The organism is Flavobacterium sp. GSB-24 (assembly GCF_027924665.1).
Lineage (GTDB): Bacteria > Bacteroidota > Bacteroidia > Flavobacteriales > Flavobacteriaceae > Flavobacterium.
Genome location: NZ_AP027043.1, coordinates 4,065,353 through 4,089,064 on the forward strand (window position 1 = coordinate 4,065,353; position 23,712 = coordinate 4,089,064).

Here is a 23,712-nt window from a genome sequence, read left to right on the forward strand (position 1 = left end):
TTATGAATTATTTTTTTTGACTATAAATACATACCTAACATTTTTTTAGGTAAAAATATTTAATAAGTGTAAAAATAACACCAAAAAATTAACAATGTATCCTGTACTGTCCCGAATTATTAAAAATGCAGATTATTTAACGTTTATCGCAAAATTTCCTGACGAAAGTGTGACAATTATTTGATTTTTTTCTACTGAAAAAGCATGAGAAGTCTTATCCAGCTTCTGTTTATTGATGGAAACCGCAGAAATATCTGTTGTCGGAAGATACACAATAGCCGAAGTATTTTCGGGAATAGTAACGTTCCAAACTAAAGCCTTTTTATCTTTTTTCCAGTCACTTTTAATTAAACCGTAAATAGATTCGTAAGAAGCATTTACATAAGTCAATCCAGCATTAAAATCTGGTTTCATAATAATCTGTTTGAAACCTGGAGTTTCAGGATTACTTTTGATTCCAGCCATATTTTCGTAATACCAAATCAATAAATCGCCCAAAAGCATTACATGATTTTGCGAATTCATAGCAGGATCTGCAGTGTTTCCATTCCAAAGTTCCCAAATGGTGGTTGCGCCGTTTTCGACCATATAACCCCAGCTTGGATAGGTTTTGTTTGATGCTAATTTGAAAGCCAAATCACCTCGCCCAAAATTAGTCAGTGTTCGCATTAAAAACTGCGTTCCGATAACTCCTGTACTTACGTGACCATTTTTAGTTACTTCAACCTCGTGCACCAAATTTTCGAAAACTTTTTGCTGTAATTCTTCTGGAACCATTCCGAAAGTCAACGGCAGTAAATTGGCTGTTACAGTATTGTTGGCGTAATTATTTTTTGATGCATTAAAATATTTCGCATTGAATGCTTTTTTAATTCTCGAAGCCAGATCCTCATAATGTGCAATATCTTTTTCAGCATTTGTAATTACCGCAAACTTTTTCATCGTATTTAAAAGCTGATAGAAAAAGGCACTTGAGATCAATTCTCCATCTGTTAAACGAGCAGGATCTTTAGAACGAATTAACTCCAAAGATTCTGGCGGAACGCACCAATCACCGTATTTATCTTTGGTCATGATATCATCTACCAAATAATTTTCTTCCATATAATCCATCCATTTTTTCATAGACGGATATTGTTTTTCAATTACTTTTTTGTCTCCAAACTGCTGATACAGCATATCGGCAACCGTAATATAGGTTCCCGGCCAAGTCACATTATCACCGTAATAACGCCAGAAAGCTGGCGCAACATCTGGAATTCCGCCGTCAATAGTTTGTGCGTTTTTAATATCGTCGAGCCATTTTGCATATAATGTTTGGTTATCAAATAAGAAACTTTCACCATAAGCCCCTGTGGTTCTGTCTCCCAACCAAGGCTGACGCTCGTTTCTTTGCGGACAATCGATTGGCATTCCTTTATAATTTCCGCTGATTCCCCACCACGCATTTTTAAAAATCTGATTCATTATCGAGTTTGAAGAATCGAAAGTTCCTGTCGTCGCAATATCATCATAAACCACTTTTCCAACAAAATTTTCCAAAGTAGGTTTTGTTTTGAAGCCTGAAATTTCAACAAATCTAAAACCGTGAAAAATAAAACGGGGTTCCCAAACTTCTTCTCCTCCGCCTTTTAAAGTATAAATATCAGTCGTTTTAGCATCGCGAAGATTGGCAATATATAACGAACCATCTGGCTGTAAAGATTCTGCAAACTTCATCGTGATTTTGTCGCCCACATTTCCTTTCACTTTCAATTGCAGCCATCCTACCATATTCTGTCCCATATCTAAGATATAAGTTCCTTTTGGTGTCTGTTTAATCGAAATAGGTTTTACTTCGCGTTTAATTTTCATATTCGCCGACATCTGTCCTTCATAGAATCCGCCTGGTTCTTGAACATATTCTGCCGAAAGCCATTTTTTATCATCAAAATTAATGGTATTCCAGCCTTTCATTTCTTTACGGGCATCGTATTCTTCTCCGTCGTATTCGTTGTTTGACAAGATTGGTCCGTCGGTTGTTATTTTCCAGGTATCGTCTGTGCGAATAACGTCTTTGCTTCCATCTGTATATTCTACAAATAACTGCAAAGCCATTTTCGGATACCCAAAAGTTTTGATTTTATAAGGTTTATAATCCTGACGCATCGTAAAAAAACGTCCGTTTCCTAAAATCGTTCCCAATGCATTTTTGCCTTCTTTTAGTTGCGAAGTCACATCAAAAACATTGTATTTCACATTCTTCGTATAATCCGTAGGAACGGGAGCCAAAACCTGATCGCCAATTTTATTTCCGTTAATGTACAGCTCGTACAAGCCCATTCCCATGATATAAACTTTGGCATTTTTGACTTTCTTTTTCAAGTCAATTTCTTTTCTTAAATATCTGGCTGATAATCGAGAATACTGCGAAATACTATCGCCTGGAGAAGTTTTTTCATACCCAATCCAACGCGTCGATTTCCAGTCGGCATAAGTCAAAATTCCGATGCTGAAATGAGCCGGTTCTATTGATTTTACTTCACCTTTATTGGTAGAAATAACTACTTTCCAGTAAACATCTTGTCTGTCTTTTAGCTTTTTTCCGTTATAAATTACGTTTACAGATTCATCGCTTTGTATTTTTCCACTATCCCATAAATCAGCGTTTCCTGCGTTTAGCTTTTCTAAACTTGAAGAAGCTAATATTTGAAAATGGGTTTGTTTTACATCATTTACGTTTGCTTTTATTTTCCAGCTCAATCTTGGCTGTAAAACATCAATTCCTTCCGGATTAGTCAGCATTTCGCATTTTAAATCCACAACACTGATTTTATTTTGGGCTTTCGCCGAAAGTGTAAAAAGTGAGATGATTATGGTTAGATGTAAAAAAAACTTTTTCATGATTTTATTTAATTCAGTTTTTCAAGTCCCATAGGGACGATATATTTATAGATCTTATAATAGTTTGTTCATAAAGCCCCAGCGGGGCGACATAATTTACAATATGTATCGCTCCGCTGGAGCTTTAAATAATACAGGTGTTAATCTGGCTATAAATATTATGCTTCTCTCAAGCATCTTTAGATGTTTATTCTAAATTATTTCATTCAGAAACCAACTTCTCCAATCTCTCAGAAAAAGCAATTTCTTTTCCGTTTTTAAAGATCCTGAAACCTTTTCCTTTTTTATATTTTTCTCCGGTCTTATCCCAAAGAATCGTAATAATATTGCCGTGATACAAAACATTATCCAGACAAAACCAATCCCATTTTTCCTGCGGAATCAATGGATTCACTTCTATCTTTTCATCGGCTCTCGGGCGCAAACCAACCAATCCTGTAATCATCAAATCGTTAAAAGTCGAATGATTGTAATAACGGCTTCTTTCTCTGTCACCCATTAACCAATAGCCCGTTGTTTCGTCCAAATATTCGCCAAGATATGGTTTTCCTCTGTAATACTGCGACTGCACGTACAAATCCATTTGTTTGAAATAATCCATCTTAGCCACAAAATTTTGATCATAATTATTCAAAACATTCGCTAGAGCCGTCAAAGTCTGCGAACTTGCAAATGGCCATATCGCTCCGTCCCACTCGCAGGTTCCAGTTCCGTGAGTTCTAAAACGCGGACTTCTTCTTTCGGCTGTTGTCAAACCAAACGGCGCCGAAAATCCTTTTTCATCCTTAATTTGTTCCCACGCTTTTTCAAAACCTTTTCCTTTTTCTGGAAGATTAAAATACCACGGAATAAATCCGATAGCTTCTCTAACCTGCGCTAATGTATCTTTTTCTGTTAAAGTTTCAAAAAACTCGCTTTTAGCATTCCATAACTTGGTTTCGACTAATTGCTGTAAAACATCCGCTTTAGCTTTGAATTTTGTTTCCGTTTCCTTATCGCCTTTCATAGCAGCCATTTTAGAAATCGCAATAGCGTTCCCAAACATATAACTGTTAATCGTTGGTCTTGCATTTTGCACTTTACGTCCGCCACTTAAAGACTCTTCCATTCCATCTTTTACATCATGCTGCCAAAACAAACCATCCTTGCGCTGACGGTCTTTTTCCCAAACAGCATAATCTGTTACCATGTCTGGATACATATCCAATAAGAATTTTTCATCCTTATTCACCAAATAACGATTGTACAAAGCATCGGCTGTCCAACTGCTGAATTTATACAATTTGTTCATCGGTTTTCCATCATTTCCTCGATACCAAATTTTCACATCCTGCTCAATATACTGCGGATCATGAACCCATCTGAATTCATTAATGTGATGCCCCAAAGCACAGCTGATCATGTTGTATTTATCTGCATACGAACGGTCTACCAAAAACTCGGTAATCGCAAATCCCTGTGGTGTTTTTTTAATATGCTTTCTCGCACTCCACCAACGGAAATAATAAATCTCCTCAAAATTCTGCTGCGGACATTCAAACAACGGAATATTCTTTTCCATCCAAGTCCACGCACTGTCATTCGGAATCGCAAATTTCAAATTTTCATCTTCCATCGTGTTGAAATAATCAACATAATGTTTGAAGTTTTTTTCTTTTAAAACAACTGCTTTTCCCTTTTGAGAATGCCCTGCACCCGATTTACAGCTTATGTTTAATGTTGAAACCAAGATTAGTAAAGCGATTATTTTGTATTTAAAATGATGTAACATATTTAAAATCTAATTATAAAATTCATTATTTGGGCGTGTCCCTCCGGGCCGGGCTGTCCGTTCCCGCTTCCCGATGAAAAATCGGGAGAGCTCCACTTCCATCCCTCACGCGAGAGAACTTTGCGGTTTCCCACTCCTGCAAGGTTTTCAGGTTTTCCACTCCTGCAAGGTTTCCAAAACCTTGTAGGTCTAATTCTTTTTTACACAATATTGTCATTTCGACGAAGGAGAAATCTTCACAAGTAACTCCGTAAAGTGAATACCAATCTTTGTCGAGCTTCTAACGGAGATTTCTCCTTCGTCGAAATGACAAACTAGACTTGCTAACTTATACCTACAAGGTTATGAAAACCTTGCAGGAAACGTATCGAGACCTGACTGGTTTTAAAAACCAGTCAGGTCTAAAAACATCTCTATTAATTCCCAGAAAAAGTATACGTCTGCCCAGCTTTCACATTCACATCGTAAATATTGTAATTTGGCAGTTTTACTTTTTCCAATTTCGCCTGATCAGAAATAATCGGTTTCTTTACTTCCACATCATAAAAGAGCGGATTTGGATTTTTGCCTTTTGCTTTTTTAAGCGAATTTCCTTTTAAAGTATTTTCTACTTTCAATCGGCAGTTTCCTCCTATTTTGGAGTAGATTTTTAATTCAGAAACTTTATTGTTTTTCCACGTCATATCAATTACAAATCCGCCTCTGGCCACCAGACCTTTTATACTTCCGTCTTTCCAAACGCTAGGTAAAGCCGGCAATAAATGTATTTCATCTTCCTGACTCTGCATTAACATTTCAGCAAAACCGGCTGTGCATCCAAAGTTACCATCAATTTGAAACGGCTGATGCGCATCTAACATATTCGGATACGTTCCACCGCCTTTTCTTTGGTCAGCTGTCACCAAATGCAATTGATCCTGAATTAATTTGTAAGCGTGATTTCCGTCTAAAAGTCTGGCCCACAAATTTACTTTCCATCCCATCGACCAGCCTGTAGATTCGTCTGTTCTGTAAATCAAAGATTGCTTGGCCGCTTCAAATAACTCAGGCGTTTTAATCGCCGAAATCTGATTACTCGGATACAATCCGTATAAATGCGAAACGTGTCGGTGATTGTCTTTTGGATTGTCCCAATCATCCTGCCATTCTTGTAACTGACTGTGTTTTCCAATTTTCATTGGAGGCATTTTTGCCAAAGCATCACTTACTTTTTTCACATAAGCTGCATCCAGAGAAACCAAAGCCGAAGCCTCAATAACATGCGTAAACAAATCAAAAATCAGTTGATTGTCCATCGTAGTTCCAGAAGCAATTGTCGCTTTTCCTGTTCCTCCTGCATGTGTGTTTTCAGGAGAACTTGAAGGAACAACCACCAAATATTTCGTATTCGGATCGATCACCATAAAATCAAGAAAGAAATCTGCAGCACCTTTCATAATTGGATAAATTTCTGCCAGATATTTTTTATCACCTGTGTACAAATATCTTTCCCATAAATCCTGACAAACCCACGCACCGCCTGTCGGCCACATTCCCGAAGCAGCAGAATCTACCGGAGCCGTTACACGCCAGATATCGGTATTGTGGTGTAAAACCCAACCGCTGGCATTGTACATCATTTTCGCAGTTTCTGCGCCTGTAACACTTAACTCTTTTGCCATTTGTACAAAAGGCTCGTGCATTTCCTGAAGATTGGTTACCTGTGCAGGCCAATAATTCATCTCGGCATTGATGTTTGTCGTGTATTTACTATCCCAGGGCGGCGTTACCATATCATTCCAAATTCCCTGTAAATTCGCCGGCTGTCCGCCGGGCTGTGAACTCGAAATTAAAAGATAACGTCCAAACTGAAAATACAAAGCTGCCAATTGTGGATCAAATTGTTTTGAGAAATCACGGATTCTTTCATTAGTTGGTTGCTTCACTAAATCATTCGAACCTAAATTTAAAGCCACTCTGTTGAAGAATTGTTGGTAATATTCAATGTGGGCTTTCTTTATCGTTTCAAAATCTTTTACTTCGGCTTTTGCCAAATACTCTTTACTTTTGGCAATTTCATCGCCCGATATATCCTGATAATTTTTAAAATTGGTTGCAATCGAAATATACAAAGTTACTTCATCGGCTTTGTTAATGCTTAAGATTCCGTTGCTCGCGTTAATTTCGCCACCTTTATTTTTAGCGGTTAATCTTCCCTGAAATTTTACTTTTCCTTTTACGCCTTCAAAATTAGTTCCTAAACCCGAAAGTATAATTTGGTTTCCTTCTGTGGAAGCCACCGTTTTATCAATCGGACTGTTCATGAAAACATTGCACGTAATTTGTCCCGGCTGACTAGCCGAAAGTTTCATCACAATAACCTGATCTGAAAATGAGGTTAGAATTTCTCTTGTAAATTCGACACCGTTTACCTTGTATTTTACTTTTGCTGTTGCATTGCTGATATCTAAATCACGGTAATAATCGGTATATTTTTGATGTCCAGCAAAGGAAATATAAACGCTGCCAAAAGTCTGATACGGCATTCCGTCATTGGTTTGCGACATAATATCTTTGGTTGCCAAATCCTGCGCTTCATCAAATTTCCCATCAAAAATAAGCTGTCTTACTTTTGGCAAAGCCTCAATTGATTTGGAATGTGCGTTGCTGTTTGGTGATCCTGCCCAAATAGTTTCTTCATTCAATTGCAAACGCTCCACCGCCGGATCACCAAAAATCATTGCACCCAAACGACCATTGCCTAATGGCAAAGCTTCGTTCCAGATTGCAGCGGGTTTGTCGTACCATAATTTCAGGTCGTTTTGTGCTGTTGCTGTAAGCGAAAAAATCCCTAGACAGATTGCCGTTATTTTAATTTTTAACTTCATATACTTTGTCATTATTTTTAACACAGATTACACGAATTAACACAAAAATATAATACTGAATAATTTCACTTACATTCTAAAACCTGCAGAATTTGTGTTAATTAGTGTAATCTGTGTTTATCTTTCTTATTTCTTATTTTCGTAAACTTTCAGATTTTTTTCTCCGAACATTTCATATAATTTGTTGATGTCTTTCAACGCATTTTTAGGCAGATTTTCTGCTTTGTTTCCAAAAACATACAACTTATCGTAAGTTTCAATCACACAAGTCGATTCGTCGATTTCGCCTTTATCATTCTTTACTTTATTCAAATCTAAATTTAAATATTTCGCCATAAACGGATACAAAGCCATACGTTTTGATACTCCAAAATCGTGTCCTTCTTTTGCAAAATGAGCATTTTCGACTAAATCTTTCTTTCCGTACAATTCATACGTTCTCTGGATAAAAGGAAATTCCAGTTCAGGAACCGCTAAGGTCCAGTCTTTTCCATCTGAAACAATTAACTGTGGTTTTGGCGCCATCATGGCTGAGATTTCTGCATTGTTTGTTCCGTTGCCGCACAAGTGAATTCCACGACCGCTTTCACAAGGACAACCGCCTGAGAAATGAGATGAAACCATCACAACCGGAGCTGAAACTTTTATTCGGTCATCTAATGCTGCTAAAAACATCGTATGCGAACCTCCGCCAGATCCACCTGTAACGCCAACTCTAGACATATCAGCATTTTTTACCGTCGCCAAATAATCCAGAAAACGTATTCCGGTTAAAACCTGAACTGTCGATGCAATACTATTTCTGTGCGTTTCTTCAGGAAACTGCAATAATGATTCTCCCCATGCAAATAAATCATAAGACACAACAATAGCGCCCATTTTAGCCATTATAGCGCAACGGTACTGCTCGTCTTTTCTATATCTTCCGTCGCCGAAATGTCCGTCAGGAGTTAAAATAACTGCTGCTTTTTTATTTAACGGATACGGTTTGTAAATCGATCCCGTTGCATAAACACCGGGCAAGATTTCCAAAGCGATATTTTCTACGCTGTAATCTTTATAAATTCTCTTTGGAGTTAAAAGTGGTTTAGATTTTGGCATTGGGGGAGCCTTTTCTAATCCAAATGAGGTTATCATACAAGCTTTTAACTCCGTTTTACGTTTTTCCCATTGTTCTTTTGTCGAATAAAGGCTTTCTAAATAAAACAAGCGTTCTTTTCCTTTATCAACTGAAACTTTATGGTTTTCATATTTACGAATAATGTAGGTTCCATCCGGCTGTTTGAAATACATCAATTCAAACGGAGCCAGAATGTTAGTCAGCGAAATAGCCAAATTTCCGGGTTCAATTCTCCAGTCGGCATAATCCAGTTCTTTTCCTTTCAGTAAACCTCGGTCGTCGTTAATCGTGACATTAAAAACGGTTTCTATTTTCTTTAAAGTTTCTGAAACTGGTTTTCTAAAATTAGTATCAGAAGTGCTTTGCGCATTGGCCAATGTCAAAGCAAAAATGGAAACTGCAATTGTAATTATGTATTTGATATTTTTCATTTATTGTTGAGATTTTAGACGCTGATGAAACGGATTTACTTCGTAAAGACGCAGATTTACACGGATTTTTTTTATTTTCTTTAATTGCCTCCTGCTTTAGCTGGAGGAAAATATTTTGATTCCCTCATTGGCTTTAGCCAAACTTATTCATTTGGCTAAAGCCCTATAACTTATCTTATTTGTAACCTCCAGTTAAAACTGGAGGCTATTCATAAAAAAAAATCCGCGTAAATCCACGTCTTCGCGATAGCGAATCCGTGTCATCCGTGTTCTATATTTTGCATTCGATTGTATATTTTCCTGAACCTAATTCTAAAGTTGGTTTCGTTCCATCAAAACCTGCCCTAACTTTTTTATTATCAATCTTTACTTCCGAACTTTTAGAAACAGGTAATTTTATTGTTGCCGTTGTATTCACAGGAATTTCAACATTCAAAATAAATTTGCCGTCTTTCTTTTCCCAAGACGAAACTATTTTTCCGTAAACCGATTGATAGTCCGCTTTCGCGAAAGTCATATCGCCAACTACTTCCGGTTGGATAAAGAAATGTTTGAAGCCCGGTTTTTCTGGATCGGCCATAATTCCGGCTAAACTTTGATAAAACCATTCTTCAATCTGCCCCAGCATAAAATGATTCCATGAATTTCCTTTTCTCGGATCCCATTGTTCCGCTAAAGTCGTTAAACCAAATTTAATCTGAAAACCATAACCCGGCGCATCGTAATGATTGTGCATTTTGTACATCGTTTCGTTTTCTCCATTTCTTGCCAAAGTCTGGAATAAATAGCGATTACCAACATCTCCAGTTGTCAAACGATCGCCTTTTTCTTTGATGTCAGCTAATAAATTCTGCATTACAGCCTCTTTATATTGAGGCTCTACAATATTCATAAAAATCGGAACAGCATTGCTAAACTGACTGTTTGTACCATATTGCTTCGTTTCTGGATTGAAAAATTTTGCGTTAAAAGCAGTTCTGACTTCAGAAGCCAAAGTTTCGTATTTCTCTAAATCTTCCGTTTTTCCCAACATTTTAGCTGCTTTTGCCACTAAATAAGCGCCATAATAATAATGCGAAGTAGCCGAAAGTGCAATCGGACTGTTTTTTGAATAACCTGCAGCGTGCGTTCCGTAATCGTACCAGTCTCCTAATCCGTGCGATAAGATATGATTTTCAGCTTTTGTCCCTAAATAATCCACATACTTTTTCATTACAGGAAAATATTTTTCGAGTAAAGAAGCATCGCCGTAATATTCATAATACATCCAGGGCAGAATTACACCTGTTACACCCCATTCCGGAGAATCGGTAAAGTCACCTCCAAAAATTACATATTCAGGAACAATGGTCGGAATTAATCCGTTATCGCGTTGTGAATCTGAAATATTCTGCATCGTTGCAGGAATGAAAGTCTGTAAATTATAATTGAACATTAAACCCGGACCATTCAAATGAATTTCTTCCAACCAGCCTAATTTTTCACGCTGCGGACAATCGGTAAAAACACTTTGGAAATTACTTTTTATCGAATTATTAATCAGCTCGTGTGTTTTATTGAAGATTTCATTCGAACAAGCAAAACTTCCTGCTTCTCCCGCCGAATTATAAATGAAATTCGATTTTAAATCAACCAAAGTTGGAAGTTCCTTATTCTTATGTTCTTTATAATTAATGTTTTCAATCTGAACATATTGATAACCGTAGAAACTGAATTTTGGCGTCCATTCTTCGACCTGTTTTCCCTTTAAAGTATAATCGTAATAGTATGGTTTTCCAGATCTTCCCTGAGCAATTGTTCCTTCTTCATTTAAACCTTCGGCTACCCAAACACGAATCGTCTGTCCTTTTTTTCCCTTGACTTTGATAGTGGGAAATCCAGAAAGATTCTGTCCCATATCAAAAACATAAAAATTTGGTTTTAACTCTTTTACGGTTTTTACTTCGTATTGCTTCTGAATTGTAACCGGCGGTGCTGTCTGCGGTCTTAAAACTCCTTTTGGTGCTTCCTGAATTACAACTTTTTTCCAGTCAGTATCTTTGAAACCTTTTCTGTTCCAGCCTTTTTGCTCTAAATTGGCGTTGTAATCTTCTCCTCCAAAAATACTGTTGTACGTAATCGGACTTTTACTGTATTTCCAGGTTTCATCTGATTTTATAATTTCTTCTGAACCGTCTTTATAACTAATTTTCATTTTGAAGAATAAAGTCGGCGGACCAAAACTCACGAAGAATTTGGTATATCTTTCAGCAAGCGTATTGTACATTCCGTTCCCTAAAAGAACACCAATTACGTTTTCGCCTTTTTCTAATTGTTTCGCGTTTAACTCGTAAATATTGTAATTAACCGTTTTATCATAATCTGTCCATAAAGGTGCAAATTGGCTGTTCCCCACTTTTTTACCATTGATAGTCAATTCGTAATGTCCTAAACCTGAAATGTAAACGACTGCTTCTTTGATTTCTTTTTTTACTTCGAAAGGTTTACGAAGCATGATACTCCTGCGTGACAGCGAATCTGAAGCATTAATAAACGAATTCTTTTTTTCTCTGTTGAAAGTGGCTGTGTGGTAGTTTCTTCCTTCCGGCAGATGACTATCGGCTTTGGTAATCGCCCCAATCCAAATCGGATTTAATTCTGATTCTAACGAAGCAGTTCTAAAAGAAGCTGTTTTACTCCATTTAGAAATTTTTCCTGATTGATTCCAAACTTTCACTTTCCAGAAATATTTGGTTTCGTTTTTTAATGGTTTTCCGTTATAAATAATATGCAGGTTTTTATCTGTATTTACTCTTCCAGAATTCCAGATATCTCCATCGTCATTATTTAATTTTTCTTCCGAAGAAGCAACTAAAATCAAATAAGCAATTTGTGATGCATCAGATTCTTTTGAAACCAGCTGCCAGCTCAGCCTCGGTTGATTTTGAACCACTGCTAATGGATTTTCAGCCATTTCTGTTGTTAAATGTACAGGCAAAATTTGTCCTTTAGAAACTAGGGTTACTAAAAGACAAATTGCTAATACTATGTTTTTGAAATTCTTCATTTCGTATTGTTGAGATTTTGAACGCGGATGAAACGGATTTACTTCGTAAAGACGCGGATAAAAACGGATTTTTTCATTGTAGTATTTAAAAAAATCCGCGTCAATCTGCGTCTTCGCTTTAGCGAATCTGTGTCATCCGCGTTCTATAATTTTTTCGTTATCAACGAATCTATATTGAATACCGCTTCTGGGATTAATTTTCCTGTTTGAGGCAGATCGTCGTAATCATCTGTATCTGGTGCTGTGTCCGGATTTGGCGTATATCTTTGTTCGCCTGTGCGGAACATAATTCGCTCAAAACCATCTACCGGAGCATAAAAAATTCTCGTTGATTCTTTTTCGTCGTTTACTTTTACAGTGTACGAACGGGTTTTAACGTTCAGTTTTAGATTTACTTTATACTCTTTTCCAGCTTCGTATTTGGCAATCGTATTGAAACGAGCTCCCGTTTTTGTTTTCAACTGCCCATCCGAATCAAAAGTTAATCTTACGGCTGGCAATCCTTGTTTATTCTGAAATTCAACTTGTAATAAACCGTGATTATTCTGCTCTGGTTTAACCGTAAAAGTAACTTCCATTTTTTCTGCAAACGGAACAACACGTTCTGCACGCGCATAATCAAAATAATCCTGATCTCTTAAAGTCAGCCATTTTTTACCGTCTTTCTTTTCGATTTTTGTTGAAGCCCAAGATAAATCATAGGTATTCCATAACTTTAATTCTTGTCCGTCAGGAAGATTACTGAAAACATCATTCGCATTTTCTGTCACAACCGAAGTAACCGGAACCGGAATCGATGCTACCCAAATATCTTCTTTGTTTACACTGTAGCTTACCCAAAGTTTTCCGTCAGGCGGAGTTCCGTCGCCTTCTGAAATACCACGAACGTATTGAGGCCCTGCCGATTTATAGTTGCCTCCGTAACGCATTGGACTGATTTCGCCGTGAACTAATAGTAAATCTTTATAATTTAATCCGTCATCACTTGTTGAAATTGCCAAAGGCCAGCGGTATTCTGATGGATTGTAAACGGTCGCATAACGATTATCAGACGTTTTTTGTCCCCAGATTTTAGCATTGCTGTTTACAAAACCGGGAGCACGAACGGGAGTGTATTCCCATGTTTTTCCTCCGTCTTTACTAATCGAAGTTAAAGCGTGTTTCCATAAACCTACAACATCACCATTTGGCAGATGATACGAACTTAAAGCTTTATAAGGTTTCTTTAGCGGAATCAATTCGTCATCACGATCTGCTTCCTCTACCCATTGCTGTAAAACCAACGGATCAGATAAAATTTCTTCGCAGGCTTTTTTCAAACCTTTGTCTTTTGCCTGCGTATAAAATGGGAAAGCCGATTTCGATTTATCCCAGGATTTATTGTATCTGATGAAATAAATTTCGCCAAAACTGCCGTCTTTTTTGATTTCGCGAATTACACGTCCAATTCCCTTTCCGTCGTTTGGATCGTCCTTTTCATCCATCGCAATTCCGTAATACGCCAAAGCAAAAAGTCGCTTGTCTTTTGAAGTATAAAAACCCATTCTCTGATGCATAATCGCATCCAGATTTTTAGCAACGCCTTCTACGCCCTCTTTTTTCCATCCGTCAGGAATATGATAAATTGGGAAAATTACTTTTGGCATTTTCCAGCTTACGCCGTCTTTTGAAGTCATAATCAGCGTCTGACTTGGCGGAATATGCTCGCCAGCAGGATCACTTAAATACTGCAGATAAAAAGAATCATTCCAATACGCCATTGTAGGCTGATGATTGTATGTCCAGCCAAAACCATCGGCTTTTTCAGGATGTTCTCTGCTCGCACGCATGATCTGTGTAGCGTGAACTCCAACTGCTGGACTTAACTGCCCGTGATGATAATCAACATTTGAAAGTGTTTTACCAACGTAACGAACGGTGTCATTCTGCGAATTTACAGCTGTACCAATCAATAAAATTGTGGCTGTGGTTAAGAGGTTGGTTTTTATTTTTTGGAAAGCAATCATTGTGTTTTATTTTTTATTCTGATCAGACCTAACAGGTTTTAAAAACCTGTTAGGTCTCGTTGCGAATTATTTCTTTTCAATTAATCCTTTTAAAACTTCTGCAGATATTGTTGTAATCGTTCCGTGTTTGTGCCCTTCGGGAAGGCTTATTTTTGACGAAACATCTTCAAAATGAACAAAATCTGAAGTACTTAAGGCTTTATAATTTTTTGAACCGTAATTGTCATAATACAACAGCCATTTTTTACCCACTTTCACTACCGTTGGTCCTTCTGATAAATATTCGGTCAAAGGTTCTGAACTTTTGCTGAATGGACCTAAAGGCGATTTTCCGAACGCTACTTTTATGTTTCGCATGGGTCTTGTGTTGTCTTTCAAAACTAAAACGTAATCTTTTTTGCCTTTCTTTACAATCACACAATCAATTACGCTGAAGCCTGGTTCGTAATATAATTTTGTATCAGAGAATGTTTTGAAATCTTTTGTCGTTACATAATACATTCTGTGATTGTTTTTTTCTTCTTCCACACCTTTTTCAAATCGGAACGGAATTGTCGATGCCCAAATAATAATGTATTCTTTTTTAACATCATCATAAAAAATTTCCGGCGCCCAAACGTTTACCACTTCCGGTTCGTTTTTCATTACGGGAATGTACTGTTGTTCTGACCAATGAATTAAATCTGTAGAACTTGCATATCCAAAACCGTTTCCGCCTTTCCAGTCGGTTGTCCAAACCATGTGATAGGTTCCGTCTGCTCCTTTAGTAATCGACGGATCACGCATGATTTTGCTAGCGCCGATTTCAGGTTTTAAGAATGAGCCTTCCAGACCTTTCCAATTATAACCGTCTTCGCTGTAAGCCAGATATAAACCTTCTGTTGCTGGTTCACGAAATGACGTAAAAAGGTATAAATCTTTCTTTTTCTGCGAATAACTAACCGCAAAAATGAAAAAGGTTACTATGATGACTATTTTTTTCATGTTGTCCAATTAAACACCAATTTCACTAATTAACACGAATTAAATTGGTTTAAATCCGTGAAATCTGTGTTATATTATTTTGAATTTTCTATTCTGTAATTGCTTTTTTATCTAAATCTTTTCCTTTTTTAACTGATGTTGTTACATTGTTAAAAACATTATTTTTTAGGAAAACATTCTTTGTGTCTTTTCCGTTTGCTTCGATGAAAACATCCGTAGCATTGAATGGAAAATTATTATTAATCAATACATTAGAAACATTATCTAATTTAATAACCGGAACATTTTTAATTGGTGTTGAAGATCCAACATTGTCTAAAATAACATTTTTCGAATCTGATATTTTGAAAGAAGAACCAATTGTTGCATTTACTTTTACATCGTGAAATTCAACATCTGTAGCCGTGTTTACCGTAAAGCCTTCTTTTCCGTCCATATTGATGTTGGAGAAAGTGATGTTCTGAATCGGCATTTCGGTAATTCCTAAAATTTGTCCTGCTTTGTTCACGTTTGAAGCTGTAATGTTGCTCATGTGAATGTTTCTGAAAATCGGTGTTTTCTCGGTTACAGGTTCTACTTTGGTGTCTTTATCATAGAAAAGGCTTAGTACAATTGCTTCTTCTTTAATGTTTTTCATTACGATATTATCGACACGAATATCTTCTACAACACCGCCTCGTCCGCGTGCTGCTTTGATACGGATTCCGCGATCTGTTCCGTCGAAAACACAGTTTGAAATCGTGATTTTCTTGATTCCGCCCGACATTTCACTTCCAATAACAACGCCGCCATGACCGCTTAACATTGTACAATTGGTAATCGTAACATTTTCAGTAGCTTTTCCGTATTTACGTCCGTCGCCGTCTCTTCCTGATTTAATGGTAATGCAGTCGTCTCCAACGCTGATATGACAATTTGAAATATGAACATTGGTGCAAGACGAAGGATTGATCCCGTCTGTATTTGGCGAATGCGGATTAAAAATCGAAATTCCGGTTACCGTTACATTATCACAGAACTCAGGATTGATGGTCCAGAAAGGTGAATTTTGAAACGTAACGCCTTCTATTAAAATGTTTTTACAGTTGTAAGCCTGAAAAAAAGAAGGTCTAAAGAATTTTTTATCAACCGTTCTTTTGTAATAGGGCTCGGTGTAAAGGCCTTTGTTTTGCTCTTCCCACATCGTTTGGTATTTGGTTGGAGGAAGCGGTTCTTTGACTGTTTCGATTCGGTACACTTCATTCCACCAAGCTTTTCCTTGTCCGTCGATTACGCCTCTTCCAGTAATGGTGATATTTTCTACATCTTTAGCATAAAATAATGGCTGGAAACTTTTCATTACAATTCCTTCGTAACGCATTTCTACGTAAGGCAGATAGTCATCAAAATTTTCTGAAAACTTTAAAAGTGCGCCTGAATCTAAATGAATTGTGATGTTGCTTTTTAGTGTTAACGCTCCCGTAAGATATTCCCCAGCAGGGAAAAAGATCGTTCCTCCGCCATTTTTAGAAGCTTTTTCAATTGCATTTTGAATGGCTTGGGTGCATTTTATTCCTTTATTATTTCCTCCTTCGTTTAAAATGTTTAACCAGCCGTCGTTTGCGAAAGCGGTGTTAAGACCAGTTATGAAGCAGAGGATTATTAGTATGTTTTTGATTTTCATAGTTGTGCTGTTTTCTCATTTTTGTCATTTCGACGAAGGAGAAATCTTCGCAAGAAACTCTACAAAGTTGCTCAATCATACGGAGCTACTAACGAAGATTTCTCCTTCGTCGAAATGACAAGATTGTGGTTATTTACTTTGTCGACAATCGTTGTCGATTCTCGAGTGTGATTCCTCGTTCCTCGGAATGACAATATTGCGGATAATCTGTGATTATTTATTTCAAGAATTACATTTCACTAATTACTTTGTACTTTTCACTAATTACTAAATAGAACGTAAAATCAAAACCCAGTCATTACCGTCTTCTTTTTTTCCTGCTGGCTGAAAATTTTGAGTTCCTTTATTATCAAATGTTCCTATTTTAGTTTTCTTGCCATTTCTTGGATTGTACCAAGTTGCTTCGAATTTATCGCTGGAAATTTTTCCTAATTTGGCTTCAATTATTCTACCGTTGTAAGTGTAAAACAAAGCATATTTTTCCCCTCTTATTGCCGGAATGTAATCGTATTTTTCTCCTTGGTTAACTACTAATGAAACATCTGGAACTCCTTCTAAAAATGGAAATTCCTCCATCAGTTTTTTAATATAAACCATCTGCTTTGCTCCTGGTGCATTAATGGCCGATGTCCATAATTCTTTGTTTCCGTACGCTGGTTTATCGCCTTTTCTAAACATTTGCATTACAGCGTTGTGTCCGTACGTATAACCTGCTACGCCTGATAGAACTGACCAATATCCGTAACGGCGAACATCATTTGCTGTCCATTTTGGTTGTAGAGTATCGTGTAAACCGTGTGGAATTCCTTCGTAAGATGGTTCTCCGTCAAGCGTAGGTTTTGTTGGTTTTAATTCGAAATCTCTTAGAACAAATTTGTAATTGTCTTCTTTGAAATTCGTTTTTATTGAATCCTGATCGTATCTTCTGTGTCCTGATTGGAACATATTGAAATCCAGCCATTTTGCGTTGTGGAAATTCTCCGAAGAATCCGTTCTTCCAAACGGGTGAAAAGTCACTAATTGGTTTGGATTGTTGGTTTTTAAAGTATTCCCGATGGCGTTCCAGATATCCTGAAATTCATTTCCGTGCGTATCGCCTCCGTTTAACCAAATTACGTTGGTTTTGTTTTTATATCGATTTGCCAAAAACATTGCATATTCTATTGCTTGTTCTTTGCTCACTTTATTTCCTTTAGAAACGTTGGTTCCCCAAACCGGAACCATTGCTAAATAAATTCCGTTTTTGCGAGCGACTTCTAATGTATAATCTACGTGATCCCAATAATCGTATTGTTTTGCATCTTTAAAATCATTCCCCGCCGTAAGCAATGGTTTTGATACGTCTTCGTTGATCAAAGCTGGATCGCCATACACGTTAACGGCATTAATATTATGCAGCACCATCACCTGAACGACATTGAAGCCTTTTTCTTTTCTGTCTTTAAAATATTTGTCTACTCCTGCTCTGTCTAATTTTCCGAATGCCAGCCAGCCTGTGTCGCCCAGCCAGAAAAATGGTTTTTCATCTCCGGTAACAAAATAATGCTGATTTTTAGAAATTTTGATTTCAGGCAGGGCATCTTTTGTTTTGACAGCTTGCGAAAATCCGCTTTGTGCTGTCAATAAAAAGCTTGCACTTAAGGCGTATAAATATTTAATTTTCAGATTCATTTTGATTTATTTTGAAATTATATTTTTATTTTTTTTTGCCACAGATTTTACTGATTTAATGGATTTTTCCAAGCTTTGTGTTTAAATTTTTCACGCAGATTTTGCAGATTGAGCAGATTTTATTTTTAATTTTTAATCTTTGATTTTTAATTCTTTTTAAAAACAAAAAGTACTTTTTCTTTTATTTCAGCTTGTGGAATTGTTACTTGTTTTCCTCCGCTGATATTTGCTTTTTTGTTGAAAGTTCCTGTTGCTGCGTTTATTGTGTATACTTCAAAAGTTCCTTTTTCGTTTGATAAATCGATTGAAATATCTTGATCGGTTTTGAGATAAAAAAGATAGCTTTTTCCTTTGTTTTCTAATTTCCATAGATTGTCTGAAAAAGTGTTTCCATCTACTAATTTCATTTCGCTTAAAGCGGTATAAAACTCAGGAAGTTCGATTTTTGGAATGTTTGCTAATGAAGCGCCCGCCATTAAAGCCGGCCATCCAAATCTTGGTGAGCCGTCGGTTGAATATAAAATTACCTTTTCAGGATATTTTTCTCGGTATTCACGCACGGCACGATACACCTGATTATCAGTTTCTTTTCCGGTTTTTAATTTTCTGGCGTGTTGTCTTGGTGCTAAATTTTTACCGCCTTCTGGTGCATAAGCTGATCCGTCTTCTTTGTAATACCAATAACGAATGTCAATGACATCTACTGTTTTGGCTCTTTTGGCATCGTTTAAAATAGCATCCTGAACATCTTTTGTAGCACTTAAACCAATGATTGCTTTTTTACCAGTTTCGTCTTTCCATTTTTGAACTTCGTCCAGCCAGAATTCCATAAAGTGCAGCGGACCTGTGTATTCGGCGCTTGTTAACTGAATTACGTTGCTGTTTTCTGCAAAATTATCCAACGATTTTCTGATGAAGCCTTGGTGTAATTTTCTTCTTGCGGAATTCGTAACATCGTAAAACTGCTCTGCCATGAAAATACGCTTGTCTCCTGCGTAAGGCGGTGGCTCTGGAAAACCAGTGCTGTTTATATTGTTTGCCGATCGCCACGGTGAACTTGACCAGTGTGCTCCTGCTTCGATAATATTATGCTGAAAATATTGCTGATTGACTAACAATTGTCCATTCGCTTCTGCCGCATTCGCAAAAAGCGATAAACGCTCCCAGTACCAATCATTGAATTTTGTTAAATCGTATTTGCTTAATTGATCCCAAGCCAAATCCTGACCGCTTCTGGCAAATGGCTGTTCGTAAAACGGCGGCCAAACATCGGCATCAAAACGGCGAACTCTTTCGTGATCGTCCATTCTTCTTTCGTACCACAAGCCGTAATTGTGCTCTAAAGCAACCATATTATTGGTATTCAAATAATCTGATACGTCATTAATATTATCTGTAAATCCGGTTCCGGTTCGTCCGGGAACGAATCTTGTAACATCCGGAACTGATTTAGAAATATCACTATCTCTTAGACTTCCACGCCACCACGGCACGCTTAATCTATTTCCGGCAATTACCTTATTGTCATAAGTAAGCCATCCATTTTTTGTGGTTACTTTTTTATCTGAAATTGTATTTTGTGTCGAATTTATTTTTAAATCATTCGCATTTTTGAGTCCTGAATTGTTTGTATTGATTGGATTTGCTTTTGAAACTTCTGCAATCCATTCTACTAAACTTTGTTTTGGAGCGACTGAACTTTTAGTTAATTCCTGAGCCACTTCAACAGCAGGGCTTGATGATGGTTCTGAACCTAAATCATAAATAAACGGTTTCACAGGAAGTGCTCCTAAACGAGTTTCTAATTGTGCATAAAATAAACTTCTCGGGCTAATATGCCCGTTTACATCTTTCCAATGCCCATCTCCAGCCATAATGCCACCCCAAGTTCCAAAAGCCCAGTTGTTTGCTGTTGGCGGATTGTAACATTCTATTTTTGATGCCGATGTTTCCCAAATCACACTATTGGCAGCAGTCCATCCTGCCCCTCTTCCATTTTGCTCTCTATTATTGTAACTTAAAGCGTGACCGTCTATATAAGAAACCTCAAATAAAACTCCTGTGGCCCAGCTTCCGATGGCGCCACTGTTATTGAATGGTAAAAATGATTCGCATTGAATAAATACATTAGGTCCTGTTGTCCCAAAGCCGCCTACTGCAAAATCGTGGTAACCATACTCTGAATAACAGCGTTGAAATAAGGTCTGCTGTCCTTCTGTATAAAAAGTATGACGTCTAAAACCTGCAATTTCAGAAACGGGTTCGGTAGCGATACAGTCTTCAACTGTAATTTGCTGTGCCGATTTTAATACCGAAACGGCTCCTCCTGCAAAATGTTTAAAACTAACTTGTTTTACCCAGGCATTTCTTGTGTTTTCAATGCTGATTCCGAACCATCTGTGTTCTTCGTCTTTTGGTTTTGAAGTATCATAAGCTGATTTCAACAAAATATTTTCGATTCCGATTTGCTCGATTCTTCCCGGCCAAGAATACGTGTTTACTTTTGCAGTTCCGTAAACATCGTCTAAAGCCATTGTTAGTGGTGTATTTAGAGTTACTTCATTCCCATTGATTTTGGTTACAACTCTGTTCCAGGTAATATCCCAGTCATTTTTTTTCCAACCAACCCAGCCAGTTTCTGCACCAAAATCATCCATTTTTAACTCTTTAATCCAATTATCGGTTAAAGGTTTTGTGATGATAATTTCATCTGATGGTTTTAATTTTGAAGCATTTTTTAATTGAATTGTTTTGGTTCCAAGCGGCGTATAATTGGTATTGAATTCAAAGGTTTCACCGAGTTTTTTATCGTCAATTCCTAAAACTCTAATTACAGCTTCTCTTTTCAATCCGGTTCCTAAAAGAATGGTTCCGTTTTCATTATTGCCGCTTCCGCGTAAAATAACGCCTGATTTCTTGATGAATAATGTTCCGTTAATTTTAAAAGTTCCTTTGTCTAAAAGAACTGCTCCGCGAAAACCTGATTTGTTTGGTTTTAAATTACTTACGTAATCAATCGCCGCCTGAATTCTTTGAGTTGCATCTTCTTCTTGTTTTGGAACAAAAATTTTATTCTCAACATTCGGAATTGCTTTTTCTGATGCCATATATCCTGCATAAGAAAAATCAGGAATTTGGTTTCCTTTATTATCTTTTGTGAAAGAAAGTTTTCCTTCTTTGGTTTTGATAATATCAGGGAAATTGGTTTGTGCTGTGATTTTTGCATTAAAAAACAAAGCTGTACACATTAGAAATAATGTATTCTTAGAAGAAGGAATTATATTTTTTAATTGGATAAAATTCAACTCAATATTATTTTAAAATTTACATTTTCCACAATCTTGTCATTTCGACGGAGGAGAAATCTTCACGAGTAACTCCGTAATGATAATCAATCTTTGTCGAGCTTCTTGCGAAGATTTCTCCTCCGTCGAAATGACAAACTCTGTGTGTATTCTTTATGTTAATTAAACCTATCAGGTTTAATTTGAGAATAATCTAGTGACTAAATTTAAGACTTTATTGCAACAATCCCTTTAATTTAGCCAATGTATCCGTGTTATTTTCAGATTTTGTCCAGTCAATTTTACTGTTTGGATCAATTCCGTTAAAATATTTCTCGATGTTGGTATATCCGTCTCCGTTTGAATCTTTAACTGCATCTGAAGCATCATTCGGGTTTAACCCAAATTTTTTCTCCCATGCATCTGGAATTCCGTCATTATCAAAATCTTTGTATGCTTTTCCTTTGTATGCTGGATAACCTCCCACTTGGTCAGGATGTGTTATAATTCCTTTTTTATAAGAATCTGCAGGTAATCTTCTTTTAATAAATTCTTTTCCAATTGCGTTTTCTAAACCATCTTTTACTTCGATTTTTCCGGTGCGGACTTGTTTGATGATTCTTTCGTCAACTGCATCTCTTTTTGGAATTGTCGCTCCTACATTCGTCAAAACAAAATCATATGCTTCCTCAGCCGACATGATATTAAACTTTGGCATTGAGAAAGGTTTTGGCTGTTTGATAGCTGCTAAAAACTCTTTTGTTTGAGCTTCTGGAAGATCTTCTAATTGTACACCGCCATTCCAGTTATCTGCTGTAACTTCTGGAGAACCCACAATAAAATTACCTGAAACATATGCTCTTCCGTATTGTTTTGGTTCAATATAACCAGATTCAGGTTTTACGATTCTATGCGCAATTGGCTGATCTGCTGGTGTTATTGGACCTGGTTTGAAGTAGTTATTGATGATATTCAGCATCGAACGATAATCACCTCCGTCAAGGGTACGATTCCACCAATTGAAGACTATGTTATTTACGAAATTGAAGTCGCCATACATTCCGATAGAAGCATTTCTTGAAATGTTGTCTGCCCATAAATTGCGCATAAACGTACTGTTTAATCCGCCGATTGTACTTCCAAAAGCATGATTATAAGTATCTAAACCTTCCGAAGAAATGGTGTTTTGAATGGTGATGTTACAAGCTGGTAATTTCTCCAATTTTGATTTTGCATTTGCTGCGAATTGATGTCTGTATAGAGAAATATTTTCGTCTAATCCCCAGCTTACTGAGCAGTGATCTACGATAATATTTCCCATCGGATTTCCGCCCAATGCATCGTCTCTTCTAGTTACTTCGGTTGCACCGCGTCTAAAACGCATGTGTCTGATAATAACGTCATGAGTATCAATTTCTAAAGTCTCTCCAGCAATGCAAATTCCGTCTCCCGGAGCAGTCTGCCCAGCAATGGTCACATAAGGCGCACGCATGCTGATTCTTTTTTTCAATTGAATAATTCCCGAAACGTTAAAAACAATAGTTCTTGCTCCAACTGCTTCACAGGCTTCACGAAAAGTTCCTTTTCCGCTGTCTTCTAAACTGGTAACTACAAATATTTTTCCGCCACGTCCGCCTTGTGTGTATGCTCCTCCGCCTTCGGCTCCCGGAAAAGCAGGAATATCTGCTTGTACAAAATCTTTAGGATATGAAGCCCAAGGTAAATAGGGTTTTCCTTGCTTTGCTTCTTCTCTGATTATATGAAGATTAGCATTCCAAATTTCGCTCAGTCTTTTTTCTTCGTCAGCTAAAACTGCATCTGCTTTTTCCTGAACTGGTTTTGGAATTATCGGATATTGCGCATAAGCAGATGATACAAGAGAACAAAATGACAACGCCATAAATGTTCTTTTTAAAGTACGGTTTGGGAAAATAGTATGCATTGAATTGTGTGTGGTTGTAGTTAATAGTTTTTGGCGTAAAGTTT

Annotated in this window: 11 protein-coding genes; all 11 read right to left on the reverse strand. The window is 37.0% G+C overall.

Annotation, left to right across the window (positions count from 1 at the left end):
* Positions 1 to 132 precede the first annotated feature (132 nt).
* Complete coding sequence (locus tag QMG60_RS17515) at positions 133 to 2,883, reverse strand: glycoside hydrolase family 78 protein (protein WP_281865826.1); 2,751 nt, start codon at positions 2,881 to 2,883, stop codon at positions 133 to 135.
* Between the two features lie 202 nt (positions 2,884 to 3,085).
* On the reverse strand, positions 3,086 to 4,654 hold the full coding sequence (locus QMG60_RS17520) for a glycosyl hydrolase family 65 protein (RefSeq protein ID WP_281865827.1): 1,569 nt from the start codon (positions 4,652 to 4,654) through the stop codon (positions 3,086 to 3,088).
* A gap of 416 nt (positions 4,655 to 5,070) precedes the next feature.
* A complete protein-coding gene (locus QMG60_RS17525; protein WP_281865828.1) occupies positions 5,071 to 7,521 on the reverse strand; it encodes a glycoside hydrolase family 95 protein in 2,451 nt (816 codons plus the stop codon).
* Positions 7,522 to 7,647: 126 nt separating this feature from the next.
* Entirely contained in the window at positions 7,648 to 9,072 is a 1,425-nt protein-coding gene (locus tag QMG60_RS17530) for an acetylxylan esterase (RefSeq protein ID WP_281865829.1), read from the reverse strand.
* A 271-nt stretch (positions 9,073 to 9,343) separates the two neighbouring features.
* Positions 9,344 to 12,118, reverse strand: coding sequence for a glycoside hydrolase family 78 protein (locus QMG60_RS17535; protein WP_281865830.1), 2,775 nt, complete (start codon positions 12,116 to 12,118; stop codon positions 9,344 to 9,346).
* A gap of 143 nt (positions 12,119 to 12,261) precedes the next feature.
* Positions 12,262 to 14,124 (reverse strand): exo-alpha-sialidase, encoded by a 1,863-nt coding sequence (locus tag QMG60_RS17540; RefSeq protein WP_281865831.1) that lies wholly within the window; start codon positions 14,122 to 14,124, stop codon positions 12,262 to 12,264.
* Between the two features lie 66 nt (positions 14,125 to 14,190).
* Positions 14,191 to 15,108 (reverse strand): glycoside hydrolase family 43 protein, encoded by a 918-nt coding sequence (locus QMG60_RS17545; protein ID WP_281865832.1) that lies wholly within the window; start codon positions 15,106 to 15,108, stop codon positions 14,191 to 14,193.
* 88 nt (positions 15,109 to 15,196) lie between these two features.
* Positions 15,197 to 16,771, reverse strand: coding sequence for a glycoside hydrolase family 28 protein (locus tag QMG60_RS17550; protein ID WP_281865833.1), 1,575 nt, complete (start codon positions 16,769 to 16,771; stop codon positions 15,197 to 15,199).
* A 267-nt stretch (positions 16,772 to 17,038) separates the two neighbouring features.
* Entirely contained in the window at positions 17,039 to 18,442 is a 1,404-nt protein-coding gene (locus tag QMG60_RS17555) for a glycoside hydrolase family 140 protein (RefSeq protein ID WP_281865834.1), read from the reverse strand.
* Between the two features lie 146 nt (positions 18,443 to 18,588).
* Entirely contained in the window at positions 18,589 to 21,747 is a 3,159-nt protein-coding gene (locus tag QMG60_RS17560) for a DUF6298 domain-containing protein (protein ID WP_281865835.1), read from the reverse strand.
* Between the two features lie 214 nt (positions 21,748 to 21,961).
* A complete protein-coding gene (locus QMG60_RS17565) occupies positions 21,962 to 23,668 on the reverse strand; it encodes a polysaccharide lyase (RefSeq protein WP_281865836.1) in 1,707 nt (568 codons plus the stop codon).
* Between the last annotated feature and the right edge of the window lie 44 nt (positions 23,669 to 23,712).